At 66.7% G+C, this 22547-nt stretch carries 22 protein-coding genes; 12 read left to right on the top strand and 10 right to left on the bottom strand.

Annotated features, from left to right (window positions below):
- Positions 1-26: 26 nt before the first annotated feature.
- Positions 27-986, bottom strand: coding sequence for an anthranilate 1,2-dioxygenase regulatory protein AndR (gene andR, locus O1Q03_RS11570; RefSeq protein ID WP_269503534.1), 960 nt, complete (start codon positions 984-986; stop codon positions 27-29).
- On the opposite strand from andR, the gene O1Q03_RS11565 reads away from it, so the two are divergent.
- From O1Q03_RS11565 to O1Q03_RS11535, 7 genes are all read left to right on the top strand, one after another.
- The gene (locus O1Q03_RS11565; protein WP_269503533.1) at positions 985-1125 is read left to right on the top strand and encodes a hypothetical protein; all 141 of its coding nucleotides are present in this window, start codon (positions 985-987) and stop codon (positions 1123-1125) included. The two genes, andR and O1Q03_RS11565, sit on opposite strands and share 2 nt — an antisense overlap.
- 69 nt (positions 1126-1194) lie before the next feature.
- A complete protein-coding gene (andAc, locus tag O1Q03_RS11560) occupies positions 1195-2466 on the top strand; it encodes an anthranilate 1,2-dioxygenase large subunit AndAc (RefSeq protein ID WP_269503531.1) in 1272 nt (423 codons plus the stop codon).
- 17 nt (positions 2467-2483) lie between these two features.
- Positions 2484-2969: an anthranilate 1,2-dioxygenase small subunit AndAd gene (gene andAd / locus O1Q03_RS11555; RefSeq protein ID WP_269503530.1), complete on the top strand. Its 486-nt coding sequence runs from the start codon at positions 2484-2486 to the stop codon at positions 2967-2969.
- A gap of 44 nt (positions 2970-3013) precedes the next feature.
- A complete protein-coding gene (andAb, locus tag O1Q03_RS11550) occupies positions 3014-3340 on the top strand; it encodes an anthranilate 1,2-dioxygenase ferredoxin subunit AndAb (protein WP_151067931.1) in 327 nt (108 codons plus the stop codon).
- Positions 3330-4553, top strand: coding sequence for an anthranilate 1,2-dioxygenase system ferredoxin--NAD(+) reductase (andAa, locus tag O1Q03_RS11545; RefSeq protein ID WP_269503529.1), 1224 nt, complete (start codon positions 3330-3332; stop codon positions 4551-4553). Before andAb ends, andAa begins: the two co-directional genes overlap by 11 nt.
- A 216-nt stretch (positions 4554-4769) precedes the next feature.
- Positions 4770-5300 carry a hypothetical protein gene (locus O1Q03_RS11540; protein WP_269503528.1) on the top strand — a complete coding sequence of 177 codons (531 nt, stop codon included), beginning with the start codon at positions 4770-4772 and terminating at the stop codon, positions 5298-5300.
- Between the two features lie 333 nt (positions 5301-5633).
- Positions 5634-6092 carry a Fic family protein gene (locus tag O1Q03_RS11535; protein ID WP_269503527.1) on the top strand — a complete coding sequence of 153 codons (459 nt, stop codon included), beginning with the start codon at positions 5634-5636 and terminating at the stop codon, positions 6090-6092.
- A gap of 125 nt (positions 6093-6217) precedes the next feature.
- Here the strand turns inward: O1Q03_RS11535 and O1Q03_RS11530 are convergent, their stop codons facing one another.
- The 6 genes from O1Q03_RS11530 to O1Q03_RS11505 all read right to left on the bottom strand — a co-directional run bounded on the left by O1Q03_RS11530 (position 6218) and on the right by O1Q03_RS11505 (position 12892).
- Positions 6218-7177: a DUF1177 domain-containing protein gene (locus O1Q03_RS11530; protein WP_269503526.1), complete on the bottom strand. Its 960-nt coding sequence runs from the start codon at positions 7175-7177 to the stop codon at positions 6218-6220.
- Positions 7178-7256: 79 nt separating this feature from the next.
- Entirely contained in the window at positions 7257-8402 is a 1146-nt protein-coding gene (locus O1Q03_RS11525) for a porin (RefSeq protein ID WP_269503525.1), read from the bottom strand.
- A gap of 54 nt (positions 8403-8456) precedes the next feature.
- The gene (gene pepE / locus O1Q03_RS11520; RefSeq protein ID WP_269503523.1) at positions 8457-9212 is read right to left on the bottom strand and encodes a dipeptidase PepE; all 756 of its coding nucleotides are present in this window, start codon (positions 9210-9212) and stop codon (positions 8457-8459) included.
- Between the two features lie 30 nt (positions 9213-9242).
- Positions 9243-10427, bottom strand: coding sequence for an aminotransferase class V-fold PLP-dependent enzyme (locus O1Q03_RS11515; RefSeq protein WP_269503521.1), 1185 nt, complete (start codon positions 10425-10427; stop codon positions 9243-9245).
- A gap of 24 nt (positions 10428-10451) precedes the next feature.
- Positions 10452-12071 (bottom strand): OPT/YSL family transporter, encoded by a 1620-nt coding sequence (locus tag O1Q03_RS11510; RefSeq protein ID WP_269503520.1) that lies wholly within the window; start codon positions 12069-12071, stop codon positions 10452-10454.
- An 80-nt stretch (positions 12072-12151) separates the two neighbouring features.
- The gene (locus tag O1Q03_RS11505; protein ID WP_269503519.1) at positions 12152-12892 is read right to left on the bottom strand and encodes an IclR family transcriptional regulator; all 741 of its coding nucleotides are present in this window, start codon (positions 12890-12892) and stop codon (positions 12152-12154) included.
- A gap of 318 nt (positions 12893-13210) precedes the next feature.
- Here O1Q03_RS11505 and O1Q03_RS11500 point away from each other — a divergent pair, with 318 nt between their 5' ends.
- On the top strand, positions 13211-14497 hold the full coding sequence (locus O1Q03_RS11500; protein WP_269503518.1) for a DUF445 domain-containing protein: 1287 nt from the start codon (positions 13211-13213) through the stop codon (positions 14495-14497).
- 48 nt (positions 14498-14545) lie between these two features.
- Here O1Q03_RS11500 and O1Q03_RS11495 read toward each other — a convergent pair whose 3' ends face one another.
- Both O1Q03_RS11495 and O1Q03_RS11490 read right to left on the bottom strand, forming a co-directional pair.
- Positions 14546-14845, bottom strand: a complete 300-nt coding sequence (locus O1Q03_RS11495) for an addiction module antidote protein (protein WP_096505596.1) — start codon at positions 14843-14845, stop codon at positions 14546-14548.
- A 3-nt stretch (positions 14846-14848) separates the two neighbouring features.
- Positions 14849-15166, bottom strand: a complete 318-nt coding sequence (locus tag O1Q03_RS11490) for a type II toxin-antitoxin system RelE/ParE family toxin (protein WP_269503512.1) — start codon at positions 15164-15166, stop codon at positions 14849-14851.
- Positions 15167-15539: 373 nt separating this feature from the next.
- Between O1Q03_RS11490 and O1Q03_RS11485 the strand changes: the two genes are divergently transcribed.
- The 3 genes from O1Q03_RS11485 (at position 15540) to O1Q03_RS11475 (ending at position 20477) form a co-directional block, all read left to right on the top strand.
- Positions 15540-17180 carry an acetolactate synthase large subunit gene (locus O1Q03_RS11485; RefSeq protein ID WP_269503511.1) on the top strand — a complete coding sequence of 547 codons (1641 nt, stop codon included), beginning with the start codon at positions 15540-15542 and terminating at the stop codon, positions 17178-17180.
- A gap of 28 nt (positions 17181-17208) precedes the next feature.
- Entirely contained in the window at positions 17209-18642 is a 1434-nt protein-coding gene (locus O1Q03_RS11480; protein ID WP_269503509.1) for an aldehyde dehydrogenase family protein, read from the top strand.
- A gap of 251 nt (positions 18643-18893) precedes the next feature.
- Positions 18894-20477 carry a Na+/H+ antiporter gene (locus tag O1Q03_RS11475; protein ID WP_269503507.1) on the top strand — a complete coding sequence of 528 codons (1584 nt, stop codon included), beginning with the start codon at positions 18894-18896 and terminating at the stop codon, positions 20475-20477.
- A gap of 108 nt (positions 20478-20585) precedes the next feature.
- Here the strand turns inward: O1Q03_RS11475 and O1Q03_RS11470 are convergent, their stop codons facing one another.
- Positions 20586-20831, bottom strand: coding sequence for a hypothetical protein (locus tag O1Q03_RS11470; RefSeq protein ID WP_269503506.1), 246 nt, complete (start codon positions 20829-20831; stop codon positions 20586-20588).
- A gap of 528 nt (positions 20832-21359) precedes the next feature.
- On the opposite strand from O1Q03_RS11470, the gene O1Q03_RS11465 reads away from it, so the two are divergent.
- The gene (locus O1Q03_RS11465) at positions 21360-22493 is read left to right on the top strand and encodes a hybrid sensor histidine kinase/response regulator (protein ID WP_269503505.1); all 1134 of its coding nucleotides are present in this window, start codon (positions 21360-21362) and stop codon (positions 22491-22493) included.
- The last annotated feature ends 54 nt before the right edge of the window (positions 22494-22547 follow it).

Raw genomic sequence — 22547 nt, 5'->3', positions numbered from 1 at the left:
GTGGCGCGGAGCGTGCGCGCACGGCTTCAGCGCCTGGCGTCGAGCGTCTCGGACGGCGACTCGCCGAACTTCTCCCGATACGCGATCGCGAACCGCCCGAGATGGGTAAACCCGCAGTCGAGCGCGATATCGGCGATCCGCCGGTCGGATGCCGCGCCGCGCAGCAGTTCGCGCGCGTGCGCGAGGCGCGTCGCGCGCAGGTATTGCATCGGGCTCATCCCGCGGAATTGCAGGAACGCGTCGCGCAGCGTCCGTTCGGGCACGTTGGCGGCCTGGACGATATCGGCGAGCTGCAGCGGCTGCATGTACTGGGCATCGACGAATTCCTGCGCGCGCCGTACGAAGCCCGGCGCCGGGTCGCGGTGCGCCGCCTGCAGCGCCGACGGCGGGTGGCCTTCGATCAGCAGGTCGATCAGCAGGTGCTCGAGCTGCGACGCGACGCGCGGGTTTGCGTTCGCGCGTTCGAGCAGCTCCGGCGACCGCGCGACGAGCATCAGCTGCTGGCGCCACGCGGCAAGCGCGGCGTCGCTGATGTGCAGCACGGGGTCGAGCGTCGCGCGCGGGTCGCCGGTCAGCGCGCCGACGGTGGCCGCGTCGATGCGCAGCACGAACTGCTCGCAGTCGGCGGACAGCACCGCGTCGAAGCGCTCGCCGGGCGCGCACAGCACGCCCGTCTGCCCGTCGACGCCGAGCCGGCGCCCCATCGCGCGGACTTCGGCCTGCCCGGACAGGCAGAACATCAGCAGGTAATAGCCGTCGACGGCGTCGACCTGCACGCGCATCGCGTCGCCGAATGCGATGGTACCGATCCCGAGGCCGCCGAGCCGGACGAAATCCATGTGCGATGCGCCTTGCACGCGGCCGCTCGGCAGCAGCGCGTGCGGCTGCATCACGCGCGAGATGCGCTCGCGCGTCTCGTCGAGATCGCGGGATTCGAACAGCCGGTGCGCGCGCAGCGCAAGCGGCTCGAACGACGTTGGGGACATGGGCATCGGCCTTGGTATGGACGCCGGCTTCGACGAATGGGTCGCGATCGTCGTGCTGCGGCACGTGTGTGTCGCCATGCTAGCGCAGAAATTCGCCGAAAGTGGATATTGCGCTGCCGCAATCGCACTTTCCGGATAGACGGGGAATATTAGCTTTTCAAAAATCGACTCCATGCAATCAACCAAACGGAACCACAAGGAGTCCGACATGGAGCAGACAGAATCGCCCGTCGTATTCGCCGCGCGCGACGACGCGTCCGACGTGCATTTTCCGCACGACGACGGCTCGCGCGTGCCGTACAAGGTGTTCAGCTCGCGGGCAGTCTACGATCGCGAGCAGGAGCGCATCTTCCGCGGGCCGACGTGGAACTTCGTCGCGCTGGAAGCGGAAATCCCGAATGCCGGCGACTTCAAGAGCACGTTCGTCGGCGACACGCCGGTCGTCGTCACGCGCACCGAGGACGGCACGCTGTCCGCGTGGGTGAACCGCTGCGCGCACCGCGGCGCGCAGGTGTGCCGCAAGTCGCGCGGCAACGCGAGTTCGCACACGTGCGTGTACCACCAGTGGAGCTTCGACAATCAGGGCAACCTGCTCGGCGTGCCGTTCCGGCGCGGCCAGAAGGGGATGACCGGGATGCCGGCCGATTTCGATCCGAAGCAGCACGGGCTGCGCAAGCTGCGCGTCGACAGCTATCGCGGGCTCGTGTTCGCGACCTTCAGCGACGACGTGATGCCGCTGCCCGACTATCTCGGCGAGCAGATGCGCCCGTGGATCGACCGCATCTTCCACAAGCCGATCGAGTATCTCGGCTGTACGCGCCAGTATTCGAAGTCGAACTGGAAGCTCTACATGGAGAACGTGAAGGACCCGTATCACGCGAGCATGCTGCATCTGTTCCATACGACCTTCAACATCTTCCGCGTCGGGATGAAGGCGCGCTCGATTCCGGATGCGAACCACGGGCTGCACAGCATCATCACCGTGACGAAGACGGGCGACGACACGTCGGCCGCATACAAGCAGCAGAACATCCGTTCGTTCGACGAGGGCTTCCATCTGGAAGACGAGTCGATCCTCGATCTCGTGTCGGAATACGACGAGGACTGCACGAACCATATCCAGCCGATCTTCCCGCAGCTCGTGATCCAGCAGATCCACAACACGCTGGTCGCGCGGCAGATCCTGCCGAAGGGGCCGGACAATTTCGAGCTGATCTTCCACTTCTTCGGCTACGCGGACGACACGCCCGAGCTGCGCGCGCTGCGCATCAAGCAGGCGAACCTCGTCGGGCCGGCCGGCTATATCTCGATGGAAGACACGGAAGCGACCGAACTCGTGCAGCGCGGCACCGTGCGCGATGCCGACGCGACGTCGGTGATCGAGATGTCGCGCGGCAATCCGGACCAGCAGGACACGGTGATCACCGAAAGCCTGATCCGCAAGTTCTGGGTCGGCTACCAGAAGCTGATGGGCTATTGAAGCGGGAGCGCGGAACGATGGAAAACCTGACGGAAGACATGAAGACGTGGTTCGAGATTTACATGCTCCAGAACCGCTACATCGGCCACCTCGACAACGACCGGCTCGAACGCTGGCCGGAGATGTTCACCGAGGACTGCACGTACGAGATCGTGCCGAAGGAGAACGCGGATCTCGGCCTGCCGGTCGGGATCGTTCACTGCACGAACCAGCGGATGCTGCGCGACCGAGTGGTGTCGCTGCGGCACGCGAACATCTATGAAGAGCATACGTACCGGCACATGACGTCGGGCCTGACGATCGTCGCCGTGCGCGACGGCGAGATCGACACCGAGAGCAACTACGTGGTCGTGCAGACGCGCAGCAACGGCGAATCGAACGTGTACCAGGCCGGCAAGTACTACGACACGGTCGTGCGTACGCCCGACGGGCTGCGCTACAAGACCAAGCGCGTGATCTACGACACGTCGCGCGTGCAGACGCTGCTCGCGACGCCGATCTGACCGCTCTGACCGCCCTGACCGATCTGACGAAGCAAGGAACCGACATGACTGAAGCAACGCTCGCGCAATGGCATCCGCTGGGCGCATTCGACGAATTCTCCGAGGACGAACCGGCGGCACGTGTCGCCGGCCAGAAGCCGATCGCGGTGTTCCGGATCGGTGACGAACTGTTCGCGATGCACGACCTGTGTTCGCATGGTCACGCGCGGCTGTCGGAAGGCTATGTGGAAGACGGTTGCGTCGAATGCCCGCTGCACCAGGGGCTGATCGACATTCGCACCGGCGCGCCGAAATGCGCGCCGATCACCGAGCCGGTGCGGGTCTATCCGATCCGGGTCGTCGACGGGCAGGTGGAAGTCAATGTCGACTGACCCGTTCGTGATCGTCGGCGCGGGTCACGCGGCCCGGCGCACGGCCGAGGCGCTGCGCGCGCGCGACGCCGGCGCGCGCATCGTGATGATCGGCGCGGAACGCGAGCTGCCGTACGACCGGCCCGCATTGTCGAAGGATGCGCTGCTCGGCGACGGCGGCGAGCAGCGCGCGTTCGTGCGTGACGCGGCATGGTACGACGCCGAGCGCATCGAGCTGCGGCTCGGCACGCGCGTCGAGACGATCGATCGCGACGCGCAGCGGGTGCGGCTCGACGATGGCGCGACGGTGCCGTACGCGCGGCTCGTGCTCGCGACGGGCTCGCGCGTGCGGGCGTTCGGCGGGCCGCTCGACGAAGGCGTCGTGCCGCATTACGTGCGCACCGTTGCCGACGCGCGCGCACTGCGTGCGCAGCTCGCGCCGGGGCGACGCGTGGCGGTGCTCGGCGGCGGCTTCATCGGCCTCGAAGTGGCGGCCGCCGCGCGGCAGGTCGGTTGCGACGTGACGGTGATCGACCCGGCCCCGCGATTGCTGCAGCGGGCGTTGCCGGAAGTCGTCGGCGCGTATGCGCGCCGGTTGCATGACGCGCGCGGCGTGACCTTTCAGATGGCGACGCTGCCGCGTGCGATTCGTCGCGCGGCGGGCGGCGGCGCGATCGTCGAGACCGATCGCGGCGACGTGCAGGCGGATATCGTCGTGGTCGGTATCGGCGTCGTGCCCAACGTCGAACTCGCGCAGGCGGCCGGGCTCGACATCGACAACGGGATCCGCGTCGACGCGGGCTGCCGCACGGACGATTGCGCGATCTTCGCGGCGGGCGAGGTGACGATGCACTTCAATCCGCTGCTCGGCCGGCACGTTCGGATCGAGTCGTGGCAGGTCGCGGAAAACCAGCCGGCCGTCGCGGCCGCGAACCTGCTGGGCGCGGACGAGACCTATGCGGAGCTGCCGTGGCTGTGGTCCGATCAGTACGACTGCAATCTGCAGATGCTCGGGCTGTTCGGCAGCGAACGGACGATCGTCGTGCGCGGCGACCCGGCGAGCGGGCCGTTCACGGTGTTCGGGCTCGGTGACGACGGGAAAATCGTCGCGGTGGCCGCGGCGAACCTGGGGCGCGACATCGGCGCGTCGCGGCGGTTGATCGCGGCAGGGGCGGTGCCCGATCCGGTGAAGCTTGCGGATCCGGCGGTCAATTTGAAGACGTTTCTGTCATAAATCGATAAAAGCGGGCGGCTTGCCGGGTTGGATCGTCGGCCCGGCTGGGCCTGCTATTGACGATGCATCCGATGATGTGGACGGCACCGCGGCCGCCGCTCGGCACGTTCGATGCGCTGGCCCGAGGTGAGCCCGTAATTACATGAAAAATAAAGCTGCGCCTGGACAAAGGGGTTTTTCGCGAAAGCGCGAATCGGTCCCGACGGCAAGGCGAAGTTGCTCGCCCCGTCCGAAGTCGTGGTGCGGGAGCCTTTCGGCAAACTGGGCATTGCCGAGAGTCAAGTGCGGGCCGAACGGAATCAGCGCGGCTACGTCTACCAGATCGATGCCGGCGGGTCGCGTTCATCCAGACAGTTCGAAGTCGGACATGACACGGTCAGATACGTGGGGATGCATGGCCGACGACGAAACGTCGCGCCCACGATGCCGTCGGATCCGGACAAATTGCCGACGAAGAACGTCGGCGGGTTTCTGCGTGCCTTTGCTCGAGCGCACTGCATCGAAGATAGTCGATCGGATCTTGATGCGTGGGCGGAGGCCGTGACCCGGGCGGCAGGCGATCACGTGAAACTCGATGCCGTCGGGCGCCTGCTCGTGAAGCTCGGCAAGGCAAAACTCATCAACAGCGCTCAGATGGCGCGTCTGATGACGAACTACGTCCGCGAGCAGCGCGAAAATGACGCGTTGCGTAATGGCGGGCTGGCAGCAGGTTCGTCTTCCGTCACGGCCGGCCACGGCCAGCCGTAGGCCGGCCGCGTTGCCCGCTGCTTCGATCGCGCGCGAACGAGCCGTGGCGATGCAAGCCGTCCGGATTTGAAAAAGAGACCAGCATGTTCGATCCATTCGGGGATTTTCAGTCGGCGGGATACCTGCGCAATATCGAGCGCTGAAGGATCTCGATATCGTCAAGATCCAGGGGCACCTTTTCTTTACCACTCACCTGGAAGAAGCGCTCGACTATCTTTCGCCGGATCGTTCTCCGGACATCACGTACCGGACTTTCCTGGGCGTACATCGCATGCTGTTTGCCGGTTTTTATCGGTGGGGCCAGGACGGACCGGATCACCACTAGGAGTGGGCATGCACGTCGGCAAGGGCGACGGCGCGGTTGAGTTCGAGCGGGCGGACCGGTCGCAGCAGGCCGTGGAGTGGGGGCTCCGACTGGCTGCCAGCATGCATCGCGGGCAGGCTGGGCCCGGCGACGTGATGGGCGCTTTTGCGTGGGGCCATCCGTTCCTTGACGGCAACGGGCGAACGATGCTGCTGGTTCATACCGAGCTGTGCCCCCGCGCCGGCATTGCGATCGACTGGGGTTCATCGCGGAAAAATGCCTATCCGGACGCGCTTACCGAGGAGTTGTGGAACCCGGGGAAAGGCCGGCTCGACGCATATTTTCGGCGCTGCTCCGTGATGTCGAACCTCGGCGGCACTGGCGGGAACGGCTGCTTGCCGTTCAGGGGCTGGATGGCCGTACCGGCACGGAGCAAAACGTTGCTTATCGTAGCGACGACCCGGAGGGCGCGGCCCGGTATGCCGTAATGGAGAAGGCGCGGCAACGATAAGCGCTGCCGCAGCGCCCTGTCGGGGCCGCGCTCCATTCCGCTGCGGCCCGGGAATCGGCCAGGTCCGCGTCGCGCGTCGTGCGTCGCCCGGGCCGTTGACCGTCAGGCCGCCTTGCCGTACCCCTGGAACACGCTCAGGTCCGGATATGCGTCGCGGATCTTGCGCCACTCGTTCGCGTCGTAGAACTCGCAAGTCCCCGCCGTGTAGCGCTTCGCGACTTCGACCGAGAAGCGCACCGCTTCGGCCAGATCGACTTCGTGACTCGCGCTCGAATCGCTGCCGCCCACGACCGCGCGCGCGGTGATCGCGACGCCGACCACCGGTTTGTCCGTGCCGACGTGCGGCTGCATGATGCTGTTGAAGTGCGACAGCCCGTTGTCGTACGGCGTGATGTCCTGCAGCGAGATCGGGAACGTGACGGCCGGCATGCCGGTCGTCGATTCCATGATCGACACGAGGTCGGGCGCCATCCGCAGGATGTAGCCCTGCATCGCGGTCGGCGACAGTGCGAAGCCGCGCTGCTTGACGATCCGGTTGCCCTTCGATGCATCGAGCGACAGGATCGCGTCCATGTCGGGCGTCACTTCGTAGCGGTTCATCGTGGCCGACGAAACCGGCATCCCCATGAACGGCACGCCGTTGTTCTCGCTCATCGACACGTCGGTCGACAGGTGCGTCGTGACGATCACGTCGCCGGGCAGCACGTCACCGTTCGCCTTCATCTGGGCGAGCTTCAGCGCGGCCGCGAGCGAGCCGATCGGGCCGTCCGCGTCCGACACCATCCCGAACTTCGCGGGCCGCGCGCCGATCGCGCCGTTGCGGCCGACGATGCCGAGCGTGCGCGCGTCGCCGCCTGCCTTCTTGCCGCGCGAGCCGGGGATCACGATCGTGATGAAGTCGGTCGTCTTCGTCGTGTCTTCCGGCGGTTCGTTATTGACCGTGGTGACCTCGACCGTCACGCCGTGCGGCGCGTACGGCGCGAACAGCGCGGCGATGTGCTGCCCGTTGACGGTCGCGCCGTCGAGCGCGTCGAAAATGACGAGGGTCTGTTTCAGTGCCATCGAATGCCTCTTGATTCAGGTTGCCGATGCGCCGGTCGTGCGCCGCGTCGCGGGCAGCATCGGTCGAATCCGCGGTGGGTCAGAAGAAGTGCCGCAGGCCGAGCAGCACGGACAGCTGCTCGTTGCGGCCGTTGAGTGCGGCGCCGTTCGCGGCTGCCGCGTTGGTCGTCGTATTGCCGAACAGGCCCGACCAGCCGCCACGCGTCCATTCGTACGAGGTCGCGACATACACGTCGGTACGCTTGCTGAGGCTGTAGTCGGCGACGCCGTATACGGTGCTGCGTGCACCGTTGAAGCCGTCGGCGAGCGTCCGGTCGTGCATCCCGGCGACGACGAAGTTCCACACGGGCGTCGCACGCCAGTTCGCGCCGACCGTGAAGAAATCGTCACGGCGATGCGACGCGAATACCGAGTTGATCGTGACGGCAGCGCTCGGCGCGCCGGACGCCATGCTTGTGATCGACGCGGTGTCCGTGCCGCCGTTCGATGAGTCGAAGCCTGCGTCGCGATCGCTGTGCAGGTAGTTCGCGAACAGGTTCACGCTGCCGAGCGCGGCTTTCGCACCGGCGAGATAGATCCGCGCGCGACGGCTTTGCGTGTCGCGAGTCTGCTGCGCATCGCCGATCAACGTCACCGGCTCCGCTTCGTACTTGACGCCGAGCGACATCGACGAACGTGCGCGCGTCGCGCCGGCGATCCCGCCAAACGCATACTCGGCGATCACCTGCATCGGCCCGTAGGTGCCGGTATAGCTGAGCGCGTTGTCGTAGCGCTGGCCGACCAGGTAGACCTGCCACGAATTGGTCGGTGCGGCGCCGACGCCGAGCGGATCGACGTAGTACAGCATCGTGTTGCCGGTGGTGTACTGCCGGCCGAGCGCAAGCTCGCCCCAGCGCTCGTGGCCGAGCTTCACGAATGCCTGCCTGCCGAACAGCTGGCCCTGCTGATCCAGCTTGCCGTTGTTCGCGAGAAAGCCGTTCTCCAGCGTGAAGCCGGCCTTCCAGCCGTCGCCGAGCGCCTCGTTGCCCTTCAACCCGAAGCGGCTTCCGGACAGGAAGCCCTCGTTGCCCTGTTGCAGGCCGATCGTCCGGTCTCCCGCCGCGTTGGTGTGGGTCTGGTAACCGATCGCGACGTCGATGACGCCATAGAGCGTCACGGTGGACTGGGCATGCGCGACGCCCGTCGCGCCGGCCAACAGCGCGAGTCCGGCAAGCTGCTTCTTCATGAAAAGGTCTCCTAACCGATATGGGACGGTTTTTTTAAAATGGGTACCCGGCGCTTATTGCCGGAACGCGGGCCACTGGTCGATGCCGACCGGGCCCGTGATCGACGCGAGCGGGAAGGTCGCGTTTTCCGCGAGCGTGCGCACGTCGGTCTTGCTCGCGAATTGCAGCGCGCCGCGCTCGCCGAGCACGGTGCCCGTCGTGCCGTCGGCGAGCAGCGCCGAGCCTTCGGGCAGCGCGAACACCTGTTCGGGCGCGTTGATGTCGAGGAATTCGCCGAGCCGCTCCTCGCGGCTCTCGCCGTTGTGGCCGACCGGCTTGCCGCTGATGAAGTGCGGGTTGATCTGAAACGGCACGAGGCCGAGCGCGCGCAGCGTCGGCGGCTGCACGATCGGCATGTCGTTGGTCGTGCGGATCGTCGGGCACGCGACATTGCTGCCCGCGCTCCAGCCGACGTACGGCACCCCTGCATGCACACGGGCACGGATCGCATCGACGATGTTCGCGTCGTACATGCGCTTGAGGAGCGCAAACGTATTGCCGCCGCCCACCGCGATCGCGTCGGCGTTCTCGATCGTGTTGCGCGGGTCGGTGCTGTGATGCAGCGATTCGAGCGCATAGCCGAGCTTCTCGAACACCGGCTTCACGATGCCTTCGTACGTGTCGAAGCTGAACGACACGCCGGCATACGGCACGAACACGATCTTGCGTGCTTCGTGGCGGAACAGCGCGTGGATCTGTTCGGTCGCGTGTTCGAGATAGCCGAGTGCGTCCTTGCGGGAACTGCTCATCAGCAGAAAGCGTTGATTCATGGTGGCTCCTGTGTCGGTTGTCGGGTGGGGTCAGCGGGCCGCCGCGCGGATCAGTTCGGCGACGCGGTCGATTTCTTCGCGGGTATTGAAATAGTGCAGCGACACGCGCGCCATCGTCGACACGCCATAGCGCGCGAGGATCGCATCGGCCATGAAGTTGCCGGCCTCGATGATGCAGTGCTGCGCCTCGAGCGCCGCGACGATCGTCGCGGGATCGATGCCGCGCAGATTGAACGGCACGATGCCGATGCGTTGCGCGGCATCGCGCGGGCCGTACAGCTCGAAGCCGGGCAGCGTCGAGAAGGTGGCGACCGCATGGGCCGTCAGCTCGCGCACGCGCGCTTCGATCCGCGCGATGCCGATACGTTGCGCATAGTCGAGCGCGGCGCCCAGGCCGAGGATCGCCGGCACGATCGGGCAGCCGGCCTCGAAACGCTTCGCGCCGGCGACGAACGACAACGCGCCGCTCGCGCGATCGTACGTGCCGTTCCACCACCCGGCGAGCACCGGTTCGAGCGTGTCGATGCACGCGCGCCGCACATAAAGGAAGCCCGAGCCTTCCGTCGCGCGCAGCGCCTTGCGGCCGCAGCCCGCGAGGAAGTCGCAGTCGAGCGTGCGCACGTCCGTGGCGACCATCCCGATGGTTTGCGACGCGTTGACGAGCGTCAGCACACCGCGGGTACGCGCGACCGCGCACAGTGCCGCGGCGTCCTGCAGCGCGCCCGACGAGTTCGGCACGTGCGAGAAGGTGATGAGGCGCGTGCGCGGCGTGATCGCCTGCGCGAACGCGTCCGGCGCGAGCAGCCCTTCGCCGTTCGCCGCGATCATCTTCACGACGATGCCGCGCGTCGCTTCGAGCCGCTTCCATGGCAGCAGGTTGCTGAGCATTTCGGTGTCGGCGACGAGCACTTCGTCGCCCGGCTGCCAGCGCAGACCTTGCGCGATGAGCGAGATCGCTTCGGTCGCGTTCTTCGTGAATGCGATCTCGTCGGCCTGCGCGCCGAGGAATGCCGCGAGCTGCGTGCGCACGGCATCGACGCGCGCATAGGTCGTCTTTCGGAACGCGGGCAGGTAGATCCCGATGCGGCCGGTATCGCGCAGATAGTCGTTGACGGTATCGAGCACGGGCTCGGGCGGCAGCGACGCGGCGGCCGTGTCGAGATAGATCGTCGATGCCGTCAGCGGCGTATCGGCGCGAATTGCAGTGATGTCCATCTGGAGTCCTGTCGGTGAAACGGATTACTTGAGCTTGATGAGCGAGCGCGTGAAGCTGAAGAGCGCATCGCCGGCGATCACGCCGCCCGCGAACGCGCTCATCTCGGCGATGTCGCGTTCGCCGCGCGTGCGCAGCACGACGAAGCGGATCGCGAGGCCGATCAGCACGGCGAAGCCCGCGAGCGGCGACGTGAGCAGCATGCCGGTCGACAGCAGCACGCCGAGCTGGCGCTTCGCGCCGCCGAGCCACTGCAGCAGCGCACCGGGCACGGCCCAGATCGCGAGGTCGCGCGCGATGTCCCACGACGAACCGGCCTTGATCGACGCCGCATAGACGCGATCGACGGGCGGCAGCATGTCGCGGCTGAAGAAGCCGTGGTGAAACAGCACGACCACGATCCCCGCGACGACGAAGCCGAGCGTGGCCGCGAGGAACTGCTGGCGGCGGCCGGCCATTTCGAGCGCCGGATCCTGGCCGGAGCCGCGCAACATGAAGCCGGTCTTCAGGTCGTAGCCCATGTCGGCGAATGCCGGGCCCGTCGCGGCCGAGAAGCCGACCAGTACCGCGAGCGCGGGTGCCGGGAAGCCGATCAGGATGCCGATCGTCAGCGTGATCAGCGCGACCGCGAACGCCGGAAACCAGCCCGAGTGCATGGCGGCGATGCCGACGATCAGCTCGTGGATGTACGCCGCGAACGCCGCATACAGCACGAACACGATCAGCATGCCGGTCGACATCTCCGAGAAGCCGCCGGTGCAGCCGACGATCACGAGCGCGATCAGCATGTAGACGACGTAGCCGAGGCCGAGAATGCGGCCCGCGCGCAGCGGCGACACGTCGCCGGTGCCCGCTTCGTCGACCGGCGCGCGGCGCGCACGGCGGATTTCGGACGACACCTGCAGCATCGCGACGATGCCCGCGCCGATCATCACGCCGTGCGGGATATACGCCTTCGCGATGTCGACGCCCGTCAACGCGACCGAGTAGCCGCGGATCAGCAGACCGAAGCCGAACATCGTCAGCGCAGCCAGGTTGCCGAGGAACGCGGCGCCGAACGCGGACATCGGAATGCCGAGCCACGCGCCGGCGACGCCGACCGCGACGCCGATCCCGAGGAACGCGGCCTTGCGGCCGCCGCGGTCGCCGGCCCAGATCGCTTCGGCGGTCGCGACGCCGGACGGCCAGCTGCCGGTGGCGGGGAAGATCCGGCTGCCGAACAAGAGATACAGCATCGTGCCGTCGACCAGCATCGCGGCGAGCGCGCCGATCAGCATCGGCGTTGCGAGCTCGGGCATGCCCATCGCGTACGGCACGCCGATCGGGATCATCAGCGAGTTCGCCGCGCCGAACGTGGCGGACGAAATCGCCGTCTGCACGAGGTTCTGGCGTTCGAGCACGCGGAAGCGCCGCGTGAGTTCGAGCGGGATGCGCGAGAACACGATCGCGATCAGCGCGCCGATGATCGACGTGTTCGCCGAAATGCCGAGCGACACGATCAGCTGCATGCCGATGATCGCGCCGAGCACGGAAAGGACGACCGATACGATCAGCAGCACGGGTTCGGCGAAACGGACGCGCGGGGCGCCGGAAGGGGCGGCGGGCACGGCGGGGGTGCCGGCCTGCGCGTCGTGCAGGGCGTTCATGGGTATCTCCTCTTGATGCCTGTGGCTTGTTCTGGTGTGTCGGGGCGGGGCGGCGACGGCCCCGTTGGTCGCCGCGGCGGTCAGCGCATCAGGCTGAGCACGCTTTCGATCTTGCGGCGCGCGTCGTGCAACGCATCGAGCAGGCGCGGCACGGCCGATTCGTCGAGGCGCTGCATCGGCCCCGAGATCGCGAGCGACCCGGCGACCGAGCGGCTGCCCTTCGCCGTGAGCGGCACGGCCAGGCCTGCAACGCCGGTGGCGGCTTCTTCGCGCGTGTAGGCCCAGCCGTTCTCGCGGATCACGTCGAGGCGCGCCTCGATGGCCGCGCGGTCGAGCGCCTGGCCGGCCTTCGTCGCCCGCGCGAAGACTTCGTCACGCATCGAATCGGGCTGGAACGCGAGGATCGCCTTGCCGTGCGCGCCTGCGTGCAGCGCGAAGCGCTGGCCTTCCTCGATCGAGAAGCGCAACTGCTGATCGCCGTGCGCGATGTCGAGGCACAGCCCCTCGTAGCCGTCGAGCAGCGACAGGAACACCGTCTCGCCGCTTTGCTGTGCGAGCCGGTGCAGCGCGGGCTCGACGATCTGCGACGGCGACAGCGAGCGCCGCACGATCTCGCCCATTTCGAACCAGCGCAGGCCGAGCGCGTAGCGGCCCGCATCGTCCTGCACGAGATAGCCCTCGGCCGCGAACGTCGCGAGCACGCGATGGACGATGGCGTGATGCACGCCGCTTTCCTTCGCGAGTTCGCGGACGCCCCATGCGGCCTGTTGGGCGGTGAAGTACTGCATCAGTTGCAGTGCGCTGCTGAGTGTCTTGAGCATGATGTTCGTCTCTGTATGAGAGACAGTGTCTCGAAATGTGAATACAGTCTGAGCGGACGCGATGGCGTCGTGCTATCCGGGTAAACGCGACATTGAGAGACAGCCCGGCCGGCGCGGCTGAGCGGGCGGTTCGCGGTGTCGGGACGGTCGTCCGGCGGGGAGGGCGAGCGTGGAGGCCGGCCGGACGCATGGTGAAACGCATGGCCCGCTCCATCGATCGGCGGCGAAGTCGGGTGGCCCGTTAAACGGGGCCGGGTATGTGGCGGCGGCCGCCGACTCGGTGCATATTGGCGGCATCGTTCGCCTCACCGGTCACCCATGACGCCAGACAAAGCCCTCGAACTGAAACGAAGCAAGCGCCGCGCGCTGTGGCTGCTGCTCGCCGCCGTCGCGGTGTTCGTCACGACGATCCTGCTGCCGCGCGACCCGTGGGTCGACGGTTTCAAGGCGGTGGCCGAGGCCGCGATGGTCGGCGCGCTCGCCGACTGGTTCGCGGTCGTCGCGCTGTTCCGCCGCGTGCCGATCCCGTTCGTGTCGCGCCACACCGAAATCATCCCGAAGAACAAGGACAAGATCGCCGACAATCTCGCGGTGTTCGTGCGCGAGAAATTTCTCGGCCCGGACGCGCTCGCCGCGCAGATCCGCCAGCACGATCCCGCGCGGAAGCTCGGCGCGTGGCTCGGCGAGCCGGCGAACACCGACGCGCTCGGCAGCTACGTGACGAAACTGATGAGCTTCGCGCTCGACATGACCGACGACGCGCGGATCCAGTCGTTCGTGCACGACGCGTTCCGCGCGGTGATCGACCGGGTCGACCTGTCGCAATCGGCCGGCGCGATCCTCGATACGCTGACGAAGGACGGCCGCCACCAGGCGCTGCTCGACGACGCGATCGAACAGGTGGTCGACGTGCTCGACAAGGAGGAGAACCGCGAGGTGATCGCGGGCTTCATCGTCGAATGGTTGAAGACGCAGTATCCGAAGATCGAGAAGATCATGCCGACGCAGTGGTTCGGCGAGAACGGCGCACGCATGCTGGCAAGCGCGGTGAGCCGCGTGCTCGAGGGCGTGGCCGACGATCCGGAGCACGAACTGCGGCAGCGCTTCGATCGCACCGTCGTGCGGCTGACGGAGCGGCTGAAGCACGATCCCGCGTTCATCGCGAAAGGCGACGAGATCAAGCGCTACATTCGCGACGGCGACGCGTTCAACGAGTATGTGCGCGATCTGTGGGACCAGTTGCGCGCATGGCTGAAGGCCGATCTCGCACGCCCCGATTCGGCGCTGCACCGGCAGGCCGCGACGCTCGGCGGCTGGCTCGGTGCACGGCTCGCGGAAAGCCCGGCGCTGCGCGCATCGCTGAACGAGCACATCGAGAAGGCCGTGCACGAGGTGGCGCCCGATTTCGCCGATTTCCTGATGCGCCACATCCGCGACACGGTGCGCAACTGGGATGGGCGCGAGATGTCGCGGCAGATCGAACTGAACATCGGCAAGGATCTGCAGTACATCCGCATCAACGGCACGCTGGTCGGCGGGCTGATCGGGCTCGGGCTGTATCTGGTGTCGCTGGTGCCGCGCTGGGCCGGCGCATGGTTGCATTGATGCGGCCGCGCACATGGCGCCGGCGGCACACCGCCGCGTGCGGCCGGATCACGCGTGCGCCTTGGTGCCGTGCAGTTGCAGGCCGAGTGCCTTGATGACCTTCAGGATCGTGCCGAAGCTCGGATTGCCGTCGTGCGACAGCGCCTTGTACAGCCCTTCGCGCGACAGGCCCGCGTCGCGCGCGACCTGTGACATGCCGCGTGCACGGGCGATCACGCCGAGCGCATGCGCGATGAAGGCCGGATCGTCGCCGGCTTCCCGCAGGCACGCGTCGAAGTACTCGGCCATGTCGTCGTCGGTTTTCAGGTGTTCGGCCGAATCCCACGGCCGGGTCTTGATCTTGTCCATCCGTCACTCCAGGTCGAGCCGCGCGAGCATCGCGTGCGCGGCGCGGATATCCGCCTGTTGCGTCGACTTGTCGCCGCCGCACAGCAGGATCACCCATATCGTTCCGCGCCGCACGTAGTAGACGCGATAACCGGGCCCGTGGTCGATACGCATTTCGACGATGGGTGCGCCGGCGGATTTCCAGTCGCCCGGATTGCCCATCGACAGGCGGTCGATGCGCGCCTGGATGCGGCGCCTCGCGACACGGTCGGGCAGCCCGGCGAACCACGCGTCGAAGACGTCGGTGGTCCGGATGCTGAATGTAGGGGCACTGTAGGGCATGAATCGCAGTGTGTCAACCATAGTTCACATGTCGAATGAATGGACGTGCCGCTACAGTAGGGCCGCGCGCGTCGTTTGACGCCGGATTGGCCATCAGGCCGATCTTTTCCGGCCGCGGGCCTGGCCATCCGGCCGAGGCCGGAATTTCCCGAATCCGTCTACAATCAAAAACGTCTTTGCTGCCCGCGCGTGCTTGTCACGCGGGCGGATCCGTTTGCCCTCCGTCTCGCGGAGGTGCCGTCGTGCGTGGCCAATCCTGCTTCGCGCGGCGTGTCGTGCCGTGGTCTGTGTCCTGTAGGTAAAGCGTCCGCGTGCCGTAGGCCGGCCGCCGCGCGTCCGTAAGCCGGGCAGGCGGCATCAACCGAGGTCCCCCATGAAAGCATCGGATTTGTTCGTGAAGGCGCTGGAAGCCGAAGGCGTCGAGTACGTGTTCGGCATTCCCGGCGAGGAAAACCTCGATCTGCTCGAGTCGCTGCGGCGATCGAAGATCAAGCTCGTGCTGACCCGGCACGAGCAGGCAGCCGGGTTCATGGCCGCCACCTACGGCCGCCTGACGGGCCGCACCGGCGTATGTCTCGCCACGCTCGGGCCCGGTGCGACCAACTTCGTGACGGCTGCCGCGTATGCGCAGCTCGGCGGCATGCCGATGCTGATGATCACCGGGCAGAAGCCGATCAAGTCCAGCAAGCAGGGCCACTTCCAGATCGTCGACGTGGTCGACATGATGCAGCCGCTCACGAAGTTCACGCGGCAGATCGTGTCGATCGGCAATATTCCGTCGGCGGTGCGCGAGGCGTTCCGCCGCGCGGAGGAAGAGCGCCCGGGCGCCGCGCACCTCGAGTTGCCGGAAGACATCGCGCACGAGGAAGGCGACGGCAAGCCGATTCCGCGCAGCTACAGCCGGCGGCCGGTGGCCGAGGAGAAGGCGGTCGCGCATGCGATCGGCGCGATCCAGGCCGCCCGTCATCCGCTGTTGATGATCGGGGCGGGCGGCAACCGCAAGACCACCTGCAAGATGCTGCTCGAATTCGTCGACACGACGGGCATCCCGTTCTTCACGACGCAGATGGGCAAGGGCGTGATCGACGAAACGCATCCGCTGTGGCTCGGCAATGCGACGCTGTCCGACGGCGACTTCGTGCACCGCGCGATCGAGCATGCCGATTGCATCATCAACGTCGGCCACGACGTGATCGAGAAGCCGCCGTTCTTCATGCGCGCGGACGACAAAACCGTGATCCACGTGAACTTCCTCGGCGCGCAGGTCGATCCCGTCTATTTCCCGCAGATCGAGGTGGTCGGCGACATCGCGAATGCGGTGTGGCAGATGAAGGAAGCGGTCACGCCGCAATCGCACTGGGATTTCGAGCGCTTCAAGATGATCAAGGAGCATTTCGACGCGCACCTGCAGAAGGGCCAGCACGACCCGCGCTTCCCGATGTATCCGGTGCGGATCGTCAACGATCTGTACAGCGCGCTGCCGGTCGACGGGATCGTCTGTCTCGACAACGGGATGTACAAGATCTGGTTCGCGCGTTACTGGCGCGCGCACGAGCCGAACTCGCTGCTGCTCGACAATGCGCTGGCATCGATGGGTGCGGGCCTGCCGTCGGCGATCGCGACGAAGATCGTGCATCCGCAGCGCAAGGTGATCGCCGTGTGCGGCGACGGCGGCTTCATGATGAATTCGCAGGAGCTCGAAACGGCCGTGCGGCTGAAGCTCGACATCGTCGTGATGATCCTGCGCGACGATGCGTTCGGGATGATCCGCTGGAAGCAGGAAAACATGAATTTCCCCGATTTCGCGATGACGCTGAAGAACCCCGATTTCGTGTCGTATGCGCAGAGCTACGGCGCGCACGGGCATCGCGTCGAAGCGGCCGACGATCTCGAGCCGCTCTTGCGCGACTGCTTCGCGACGCCCGGCGTGCACGTGATCGACGTGCCGATCGACTATTCGGACAACGAGCGCGTGCTCAACCGCGAAATCAAGCGCCTGTCGGCGCAACTCTGAATCCGCAGTTCACCGCAAGGAGCGTTCCATGTTGAAGGATACCTATCCGTACTACCTGGCCAACGAAGCGGTCTACGCGAACACCGATCTCGAGGTGACGGACAAGTTCAGCGGCAAGGTCGCGACGCGCGTCGCGCTGGCCGACGCGAAGGCGATCGATGCGGCCATCGGCGCGGCGGTCGCCGCCGAAAAACCGCTGCGCGAATTGCCGGCCTACAGGCGGCAGGCGGTGCTCGACCATTGCGTCGCCCGTTTTCGCGAGCGCTTCGGCGAGCTGGCCGAAGCGCTGTGCATCGAGGCCGGCAAGCCGATCAACGATTCGAAGGGCGAAGTCACGCGGCTGATCGACACGTTTCGCGTCGCGTCCGAGGAGTCGGTGCGTATCGACGGCGAAGTGATCAACCTGGAGATCTCGGCGCGCGCGCAAGGCTACACGGGCTATACGCGGCGCGTGCCGATCGGCCCGTGCTCGTTCATCTCGCCGTTCAACTTCCCGCTGAATCTCGCCGCGCACAAGGTCGCACCGGCGCTGGCGGCCGGCTGTCCGTTCGTGCTGAAGCCCGCGAGCCGCACGCCGATCGGCGCGCTGATCATCGGCGAAGTGCTCGCGGAAACCGATTTGCCGAAGGGCGCGTTCTCGGTGCTGCCCGCGCATCGCGACGGCGCGGATCTGTTCACGACCGACGAGCGCTTCAAGCTGCTGTCGTTTACGGGCTCGCCGGCCGTCGGCTGGGCGCTGAAGGAGAAGGCCGGCAAGAAGAAAGTCGTGCTGGAACTCGGCGGCAACGCGGCGGCGATCGTCGACGCCGACCAGCGCGACCAGCTCGACTACGTGGTCGATCGTCTCGCGTTCGGCGCGTATTACCAGTCCGGCCAGAGCTGCATCGGCGTGCAGCGCATCCTCGTGCATGCAGGCGTGTACGACGCGCTGCGCGACAAGCTGATCGCGAAGACGCGCTCGCTGAAGATGGGGGACCCGAAGGATCCGTCGACGTTCGTCGGCCCGATGATCTCGGAATCCGAGTCGCGGCGGCTGTCGGGCTGGATGGATGCGGCCGTCGCGGCAGGCGCGAAGATCGTCGCGGGCGGCAAGGTCGACGGCGCGATGTTCGAGGCGACGCTGCTGGAAAACGTCGGCCGCGAGCAGGATCTGTACCGCAAGGAAGCGTTCGGCCCGGTCGCGATCCTCGAGAAGTTCGACCGCTTCGACGACGCGCTCGCGCGCGTGAACGACAGCGACTTCGGGCTGCAGGCCGGCGTGTTCACCGATTCGCTCGCGCATGCGCACCGCGCATGGGACGAACTGGAGGTGGGCGGCGTCGTGATCAACGACGTGCCGTCGTTCCGCGTCGACAACATGCCGTACGGCGGCGTGAAGGATTCGGGGCTCGGCCGCGAAGGGATCCGCTACGCGATCGAGGACATGACCGAGCCGCGGCTGATGGTCGTGCGGCGCCGCTAGCGCGTTTGCGGGCGGCGCGCTGCCACGGCGGCACGCGGGCTGGCGATCGTGCCGGCCCGCGTGCCGTTTTTCATTTCGGTATGCGAATCCGGGCACGATGGCCGCCCGCCGCGTACCGTCGCGGCCACATCGCGCGCCGCGCGTGCCGAACGCGCTCGACTGCATGCATCGCATCGTGATGTAATCGCGCGAAATTGCCATCGGGTACGACACCCGCAGGCGTGCGCATTCATTCTTCACAAGGTCGATTCATGTCCCCCGTCTCGGCATTCAAGCTGGTTCTATTGTCATTCCTCGCGATCGTCGCGCTCGAATGCATCGCCAAGCGGCTGCGGCTGCCGCCCGCTGCCGCGCTGCTGATCGGCGGCATCGGCATCGCGTTCATTCCCGGCCTGCCGCCGATCAATCTCGATCCCGATCTCGTGCTGCTGGTGTTCCTGCCGCCGCTGCTGATGGACGGCGCGTATTTCTCGGTGTGGGAGGAGTTCAAGCGCAACGTCGGCGGCATCCTGATGCTCGCGATCGGTGCGGTGGTGTTCACGACGTTCGCGGTCGGCTTCGCCGTGCACTGGGTCGTGCCGTCGCTGCCGTGGGCCGCGTGCTTCGCGCTCGGCGCGATCGTGTCGCCGCCCGACGCGGTCGCCGCGAAGGCGGTGCTCGAACGCGTCGCGCTGCCGCGCCGGCTGATGGTGCTGCTCGAAGGCGAGAGCCTGCTGAACGACGCGGCCGGGCTCGTGCTGTTCCGTTTCGCGGTCGCCGCCGCGCTGACGGGCGCGTTCAGCCTCGAGCACGCGGTCGTGCGCTTCGCGGAGCTCGGGCTCGGCGGCGTGGTGGTCGGTTTCCTCGTCGGCAAGGTCGTCGTGTGGTTCCTGAAGCTGCTCGACGACGACTATCTGGTGATCACCGTCGCCGTGATCGCGGGCTGGATCGCGTACATCGCGGGCGAGATGGCCGAGGTGTCGGGCGTTATCTCGACGGTGACGGCCGGCATGATCGTCGGCTGGCATCAGCACGAAGTGTTCTCGGCTGCGGTGCGCACGCGCGGCACCGCGTTCTGGCAGGTCATCGTGTTCCTGCTCGAAGCGATGGTGTTCGTGCTGATCGGGCTGTCGCTGCGCGGTGCGATGCACCGGCTCGGCGGGTTCGAGCAGGTGCTCGCCACGATGGTGCCGCCGGTGCTCGCGGTGCTGGCGGCGGTGATCGTGTCGCGCTTCGTGTGGATCTACGCGGTCGAGGCGCTGAAGTGGCCGGTGCGCGGGATCGCGCGGCGCGGCCCCGCGCCCGACTGGAAGGCCGCGACGGTCATGAGCTGGGCCGGCATGCGCGGCGTCGTGACGCTGGCGATCGCGCTGTCGCTGCCGCCGGCGCTGCCCGGGCGCGACGTGATCCTGGTCGCGTCGTTCGCGGTGATCCTCGTCACCGTGCTGCTGCAGGGCACGACCATCGGGCCGCTGATCCGGCTGCTGCGCCTGCCGCAACACCACGAGCGCGCCGCGCATCACCTGACCGAGCCGCAGGCATGGGCGCGGATCGAGGCCGCGCAGCTCGTGGCGATCCAGCCGCTCGTGCGCGACGACAGCGGCAAGGTGATTCATCCGCGCCTGCTCGAGCAGTACACCTACCGCGCGGAACTGACGGAGCGCCTGAAGGACGAGCCCGCGTTTCCGGACAGTGCCCGTGCCACCCACTACGACGTGGTGCTGGCCGCGATCGCGGCGGGCCGCACGGAGCTGCTGCGCCTGCACCGTTCGGGCCATATCCACGACGAGATGCTGCACGCGCTCGAGCGCGACCTCGATCTGCAGGAAGTATCCGCGCAGCACGCGCGCGGCTGACGGTCGGCCGCACGGCGGCCGGGCGTTTGCGCATCGCCGCCGCCGTCGTGGCTGCTGCGCGGTGTCATCTGAGGCACGCAGCCGCAGCCGCAGCCGCAGGCGCATCCGTCAGCATCGGCATCGGCATCGGCATCGGCATCGGTATCGGTATCGGTATCGGTATCGGTATCGGTATCGGCTCGGCTCGGCTCGGCTCGGCTCGGCTCGGCTCGGCATCCGCGTCAGCATCGGCATCCGCGTGAGCATCGGCACCAGCACCAGCACCAGCACCAGCACCAGCACCAGCACCAGCACCAGCACCAGCACCAGCACCAGCACCAGCACCAGCACCAGCACCAGCACTAGCACTAGCACCAGCGTCCAGCGACCAGCGACCAGCGTCCAGCGTCCAGCGACGAGCGACGAGCGACGAGCGACGAGCGACGAGCGACGAGCGACGAGCGATCAGCGATCAGCGATCAGCGCCACCGTCACGACCCACCGTCACGGGCCGCTTCCCCTCATCCCCGATTCGGGCATATCCGGAACCGGTCCCGACATGCTCGGCGAGCCGACCTTGCAACGCATGCAAACCTCGCGGCATCACCCGCGCAAACGTTCTCGTCTTTCGAATCCGGAAATGATCCGATTTATCTGTATCCCGCTCTTTCACTATATTTGGCAACACTAAACCGGAAGGAGATACATGCTGTGTTCTAATTTCATTTAGAATCAGCCGGTTATCTTTATTGAGAGAAAGCACGCGGAGGTAATGCGACCGTCGACGGGGGAAATCGGCGTTCGAATCCCCGTGAGGCAATGCCGACAGGCCAACTCGGCAACAATGGGGAATTTCCCCAGCCGCCAAATCAAGATGGCGTCCAAGTCAGATAAACAACTCCTGTGAATGAATCAATTGGAGATTTGGCGTTTGAAACGGTATTTATGAAAGAATCGAGCGGTGAAAATGCGCCGGATTGTCTTGAATCGGGGCTGTCGGTCCTGCTCGTCGACGATCAGCCTTTCGTCGGCGAGGTAATCCGGCGCGCGTTGCGCAGCGAGCACGATATCGACCTGCATGTGTGCACCGATGCACACCGGGCGATGGCGGTCGCGCGCGACGTGAAGCCGACGGTGATCCTGCAGGACCTCGTGATGCCCGAAATCGACGGGCTCGATCTCGTTCGCGCGTGGCGCGCGGACGCCGGCACCGCACGCGTGCCGATCATCGTGCTGTCGGCGAAGGAGGAGCCGATCGTCAAGCGCGAGGCGTTCATCGCCGGCGCGAACGACTATCTCGTGAAGCTGCCGGACGCGATGGAGCTGACCGCGCGGATCCGCTATCACGCGAATTCGTACCTGATGTCGCGCCAGCGCGACGAGGCGCTGGATTTCCTGTCGCACGACATGCGTTCGCCGCAGACGTCGATCCTCGCGCTCCTCGAGGTCTACCGGGCCGAACACGGCCACATGCCGCCGATCATGGAGCGCATTGCCGGTCACGCCCGCCGCGCGCTGGCGCTCGCCGACGGCTTCATCCACCTGACCCGCGCGCAGTCGGAACGCCGTGCGCACGAGGTCGTGAGTCTCAACGAAATCGTGCTCGACGCCGTCGACCAGTTGTGGGAAAAGGCGGCCGGATTCGGCAGCCGCGTCGTGGCCAGCGTGCCCGACACCGCGTGCGTGACGATGGGCGACCGCATGATGCTCACGCGTGCGGTCGCGAACCTGATCGACAACGCACTGAAATACGGCCCGGCCGGCACCGACGTGCACTGCACGCTGAGCGACGACGGCGGTGCGTGGCTGATCGGCGTCGAGGACGCCGGCGCCGGCATCGCACCCGAGCAGCGCACGGCCGCGACCGAGTCGTTCGTGCGGCTCGAGTCCGCGCACGGCGCGGCGCGCAGCGGCTTCGGCCTCGGGCTGGCGTTCGTCCGCGCGACGGCGGCGCGGCATCGCGGCCAGATCCTGATGCGCAATTCGTCGCGCGGTTTCATGGTCGGACTTCGCCTGCCGGCGCAAGCGGAGCGGTAATATCGCGGCGCGGCCTGCCGGCGCCGCATCGCCCGCCGGCCCAGATGCGCTCGT

The organism is Burkholderia sp. IMCC1007, assembly GCF_027257875.1.
Classification (GTDB): Bacteria; Pseudomonadota; Gammaproteobacteria; order Burkholderiales; family Burkholderiaceae; genus Burkholderia.
This window is presented reverse-complemented; position numbering and strand designations above follow the sequence as displayed.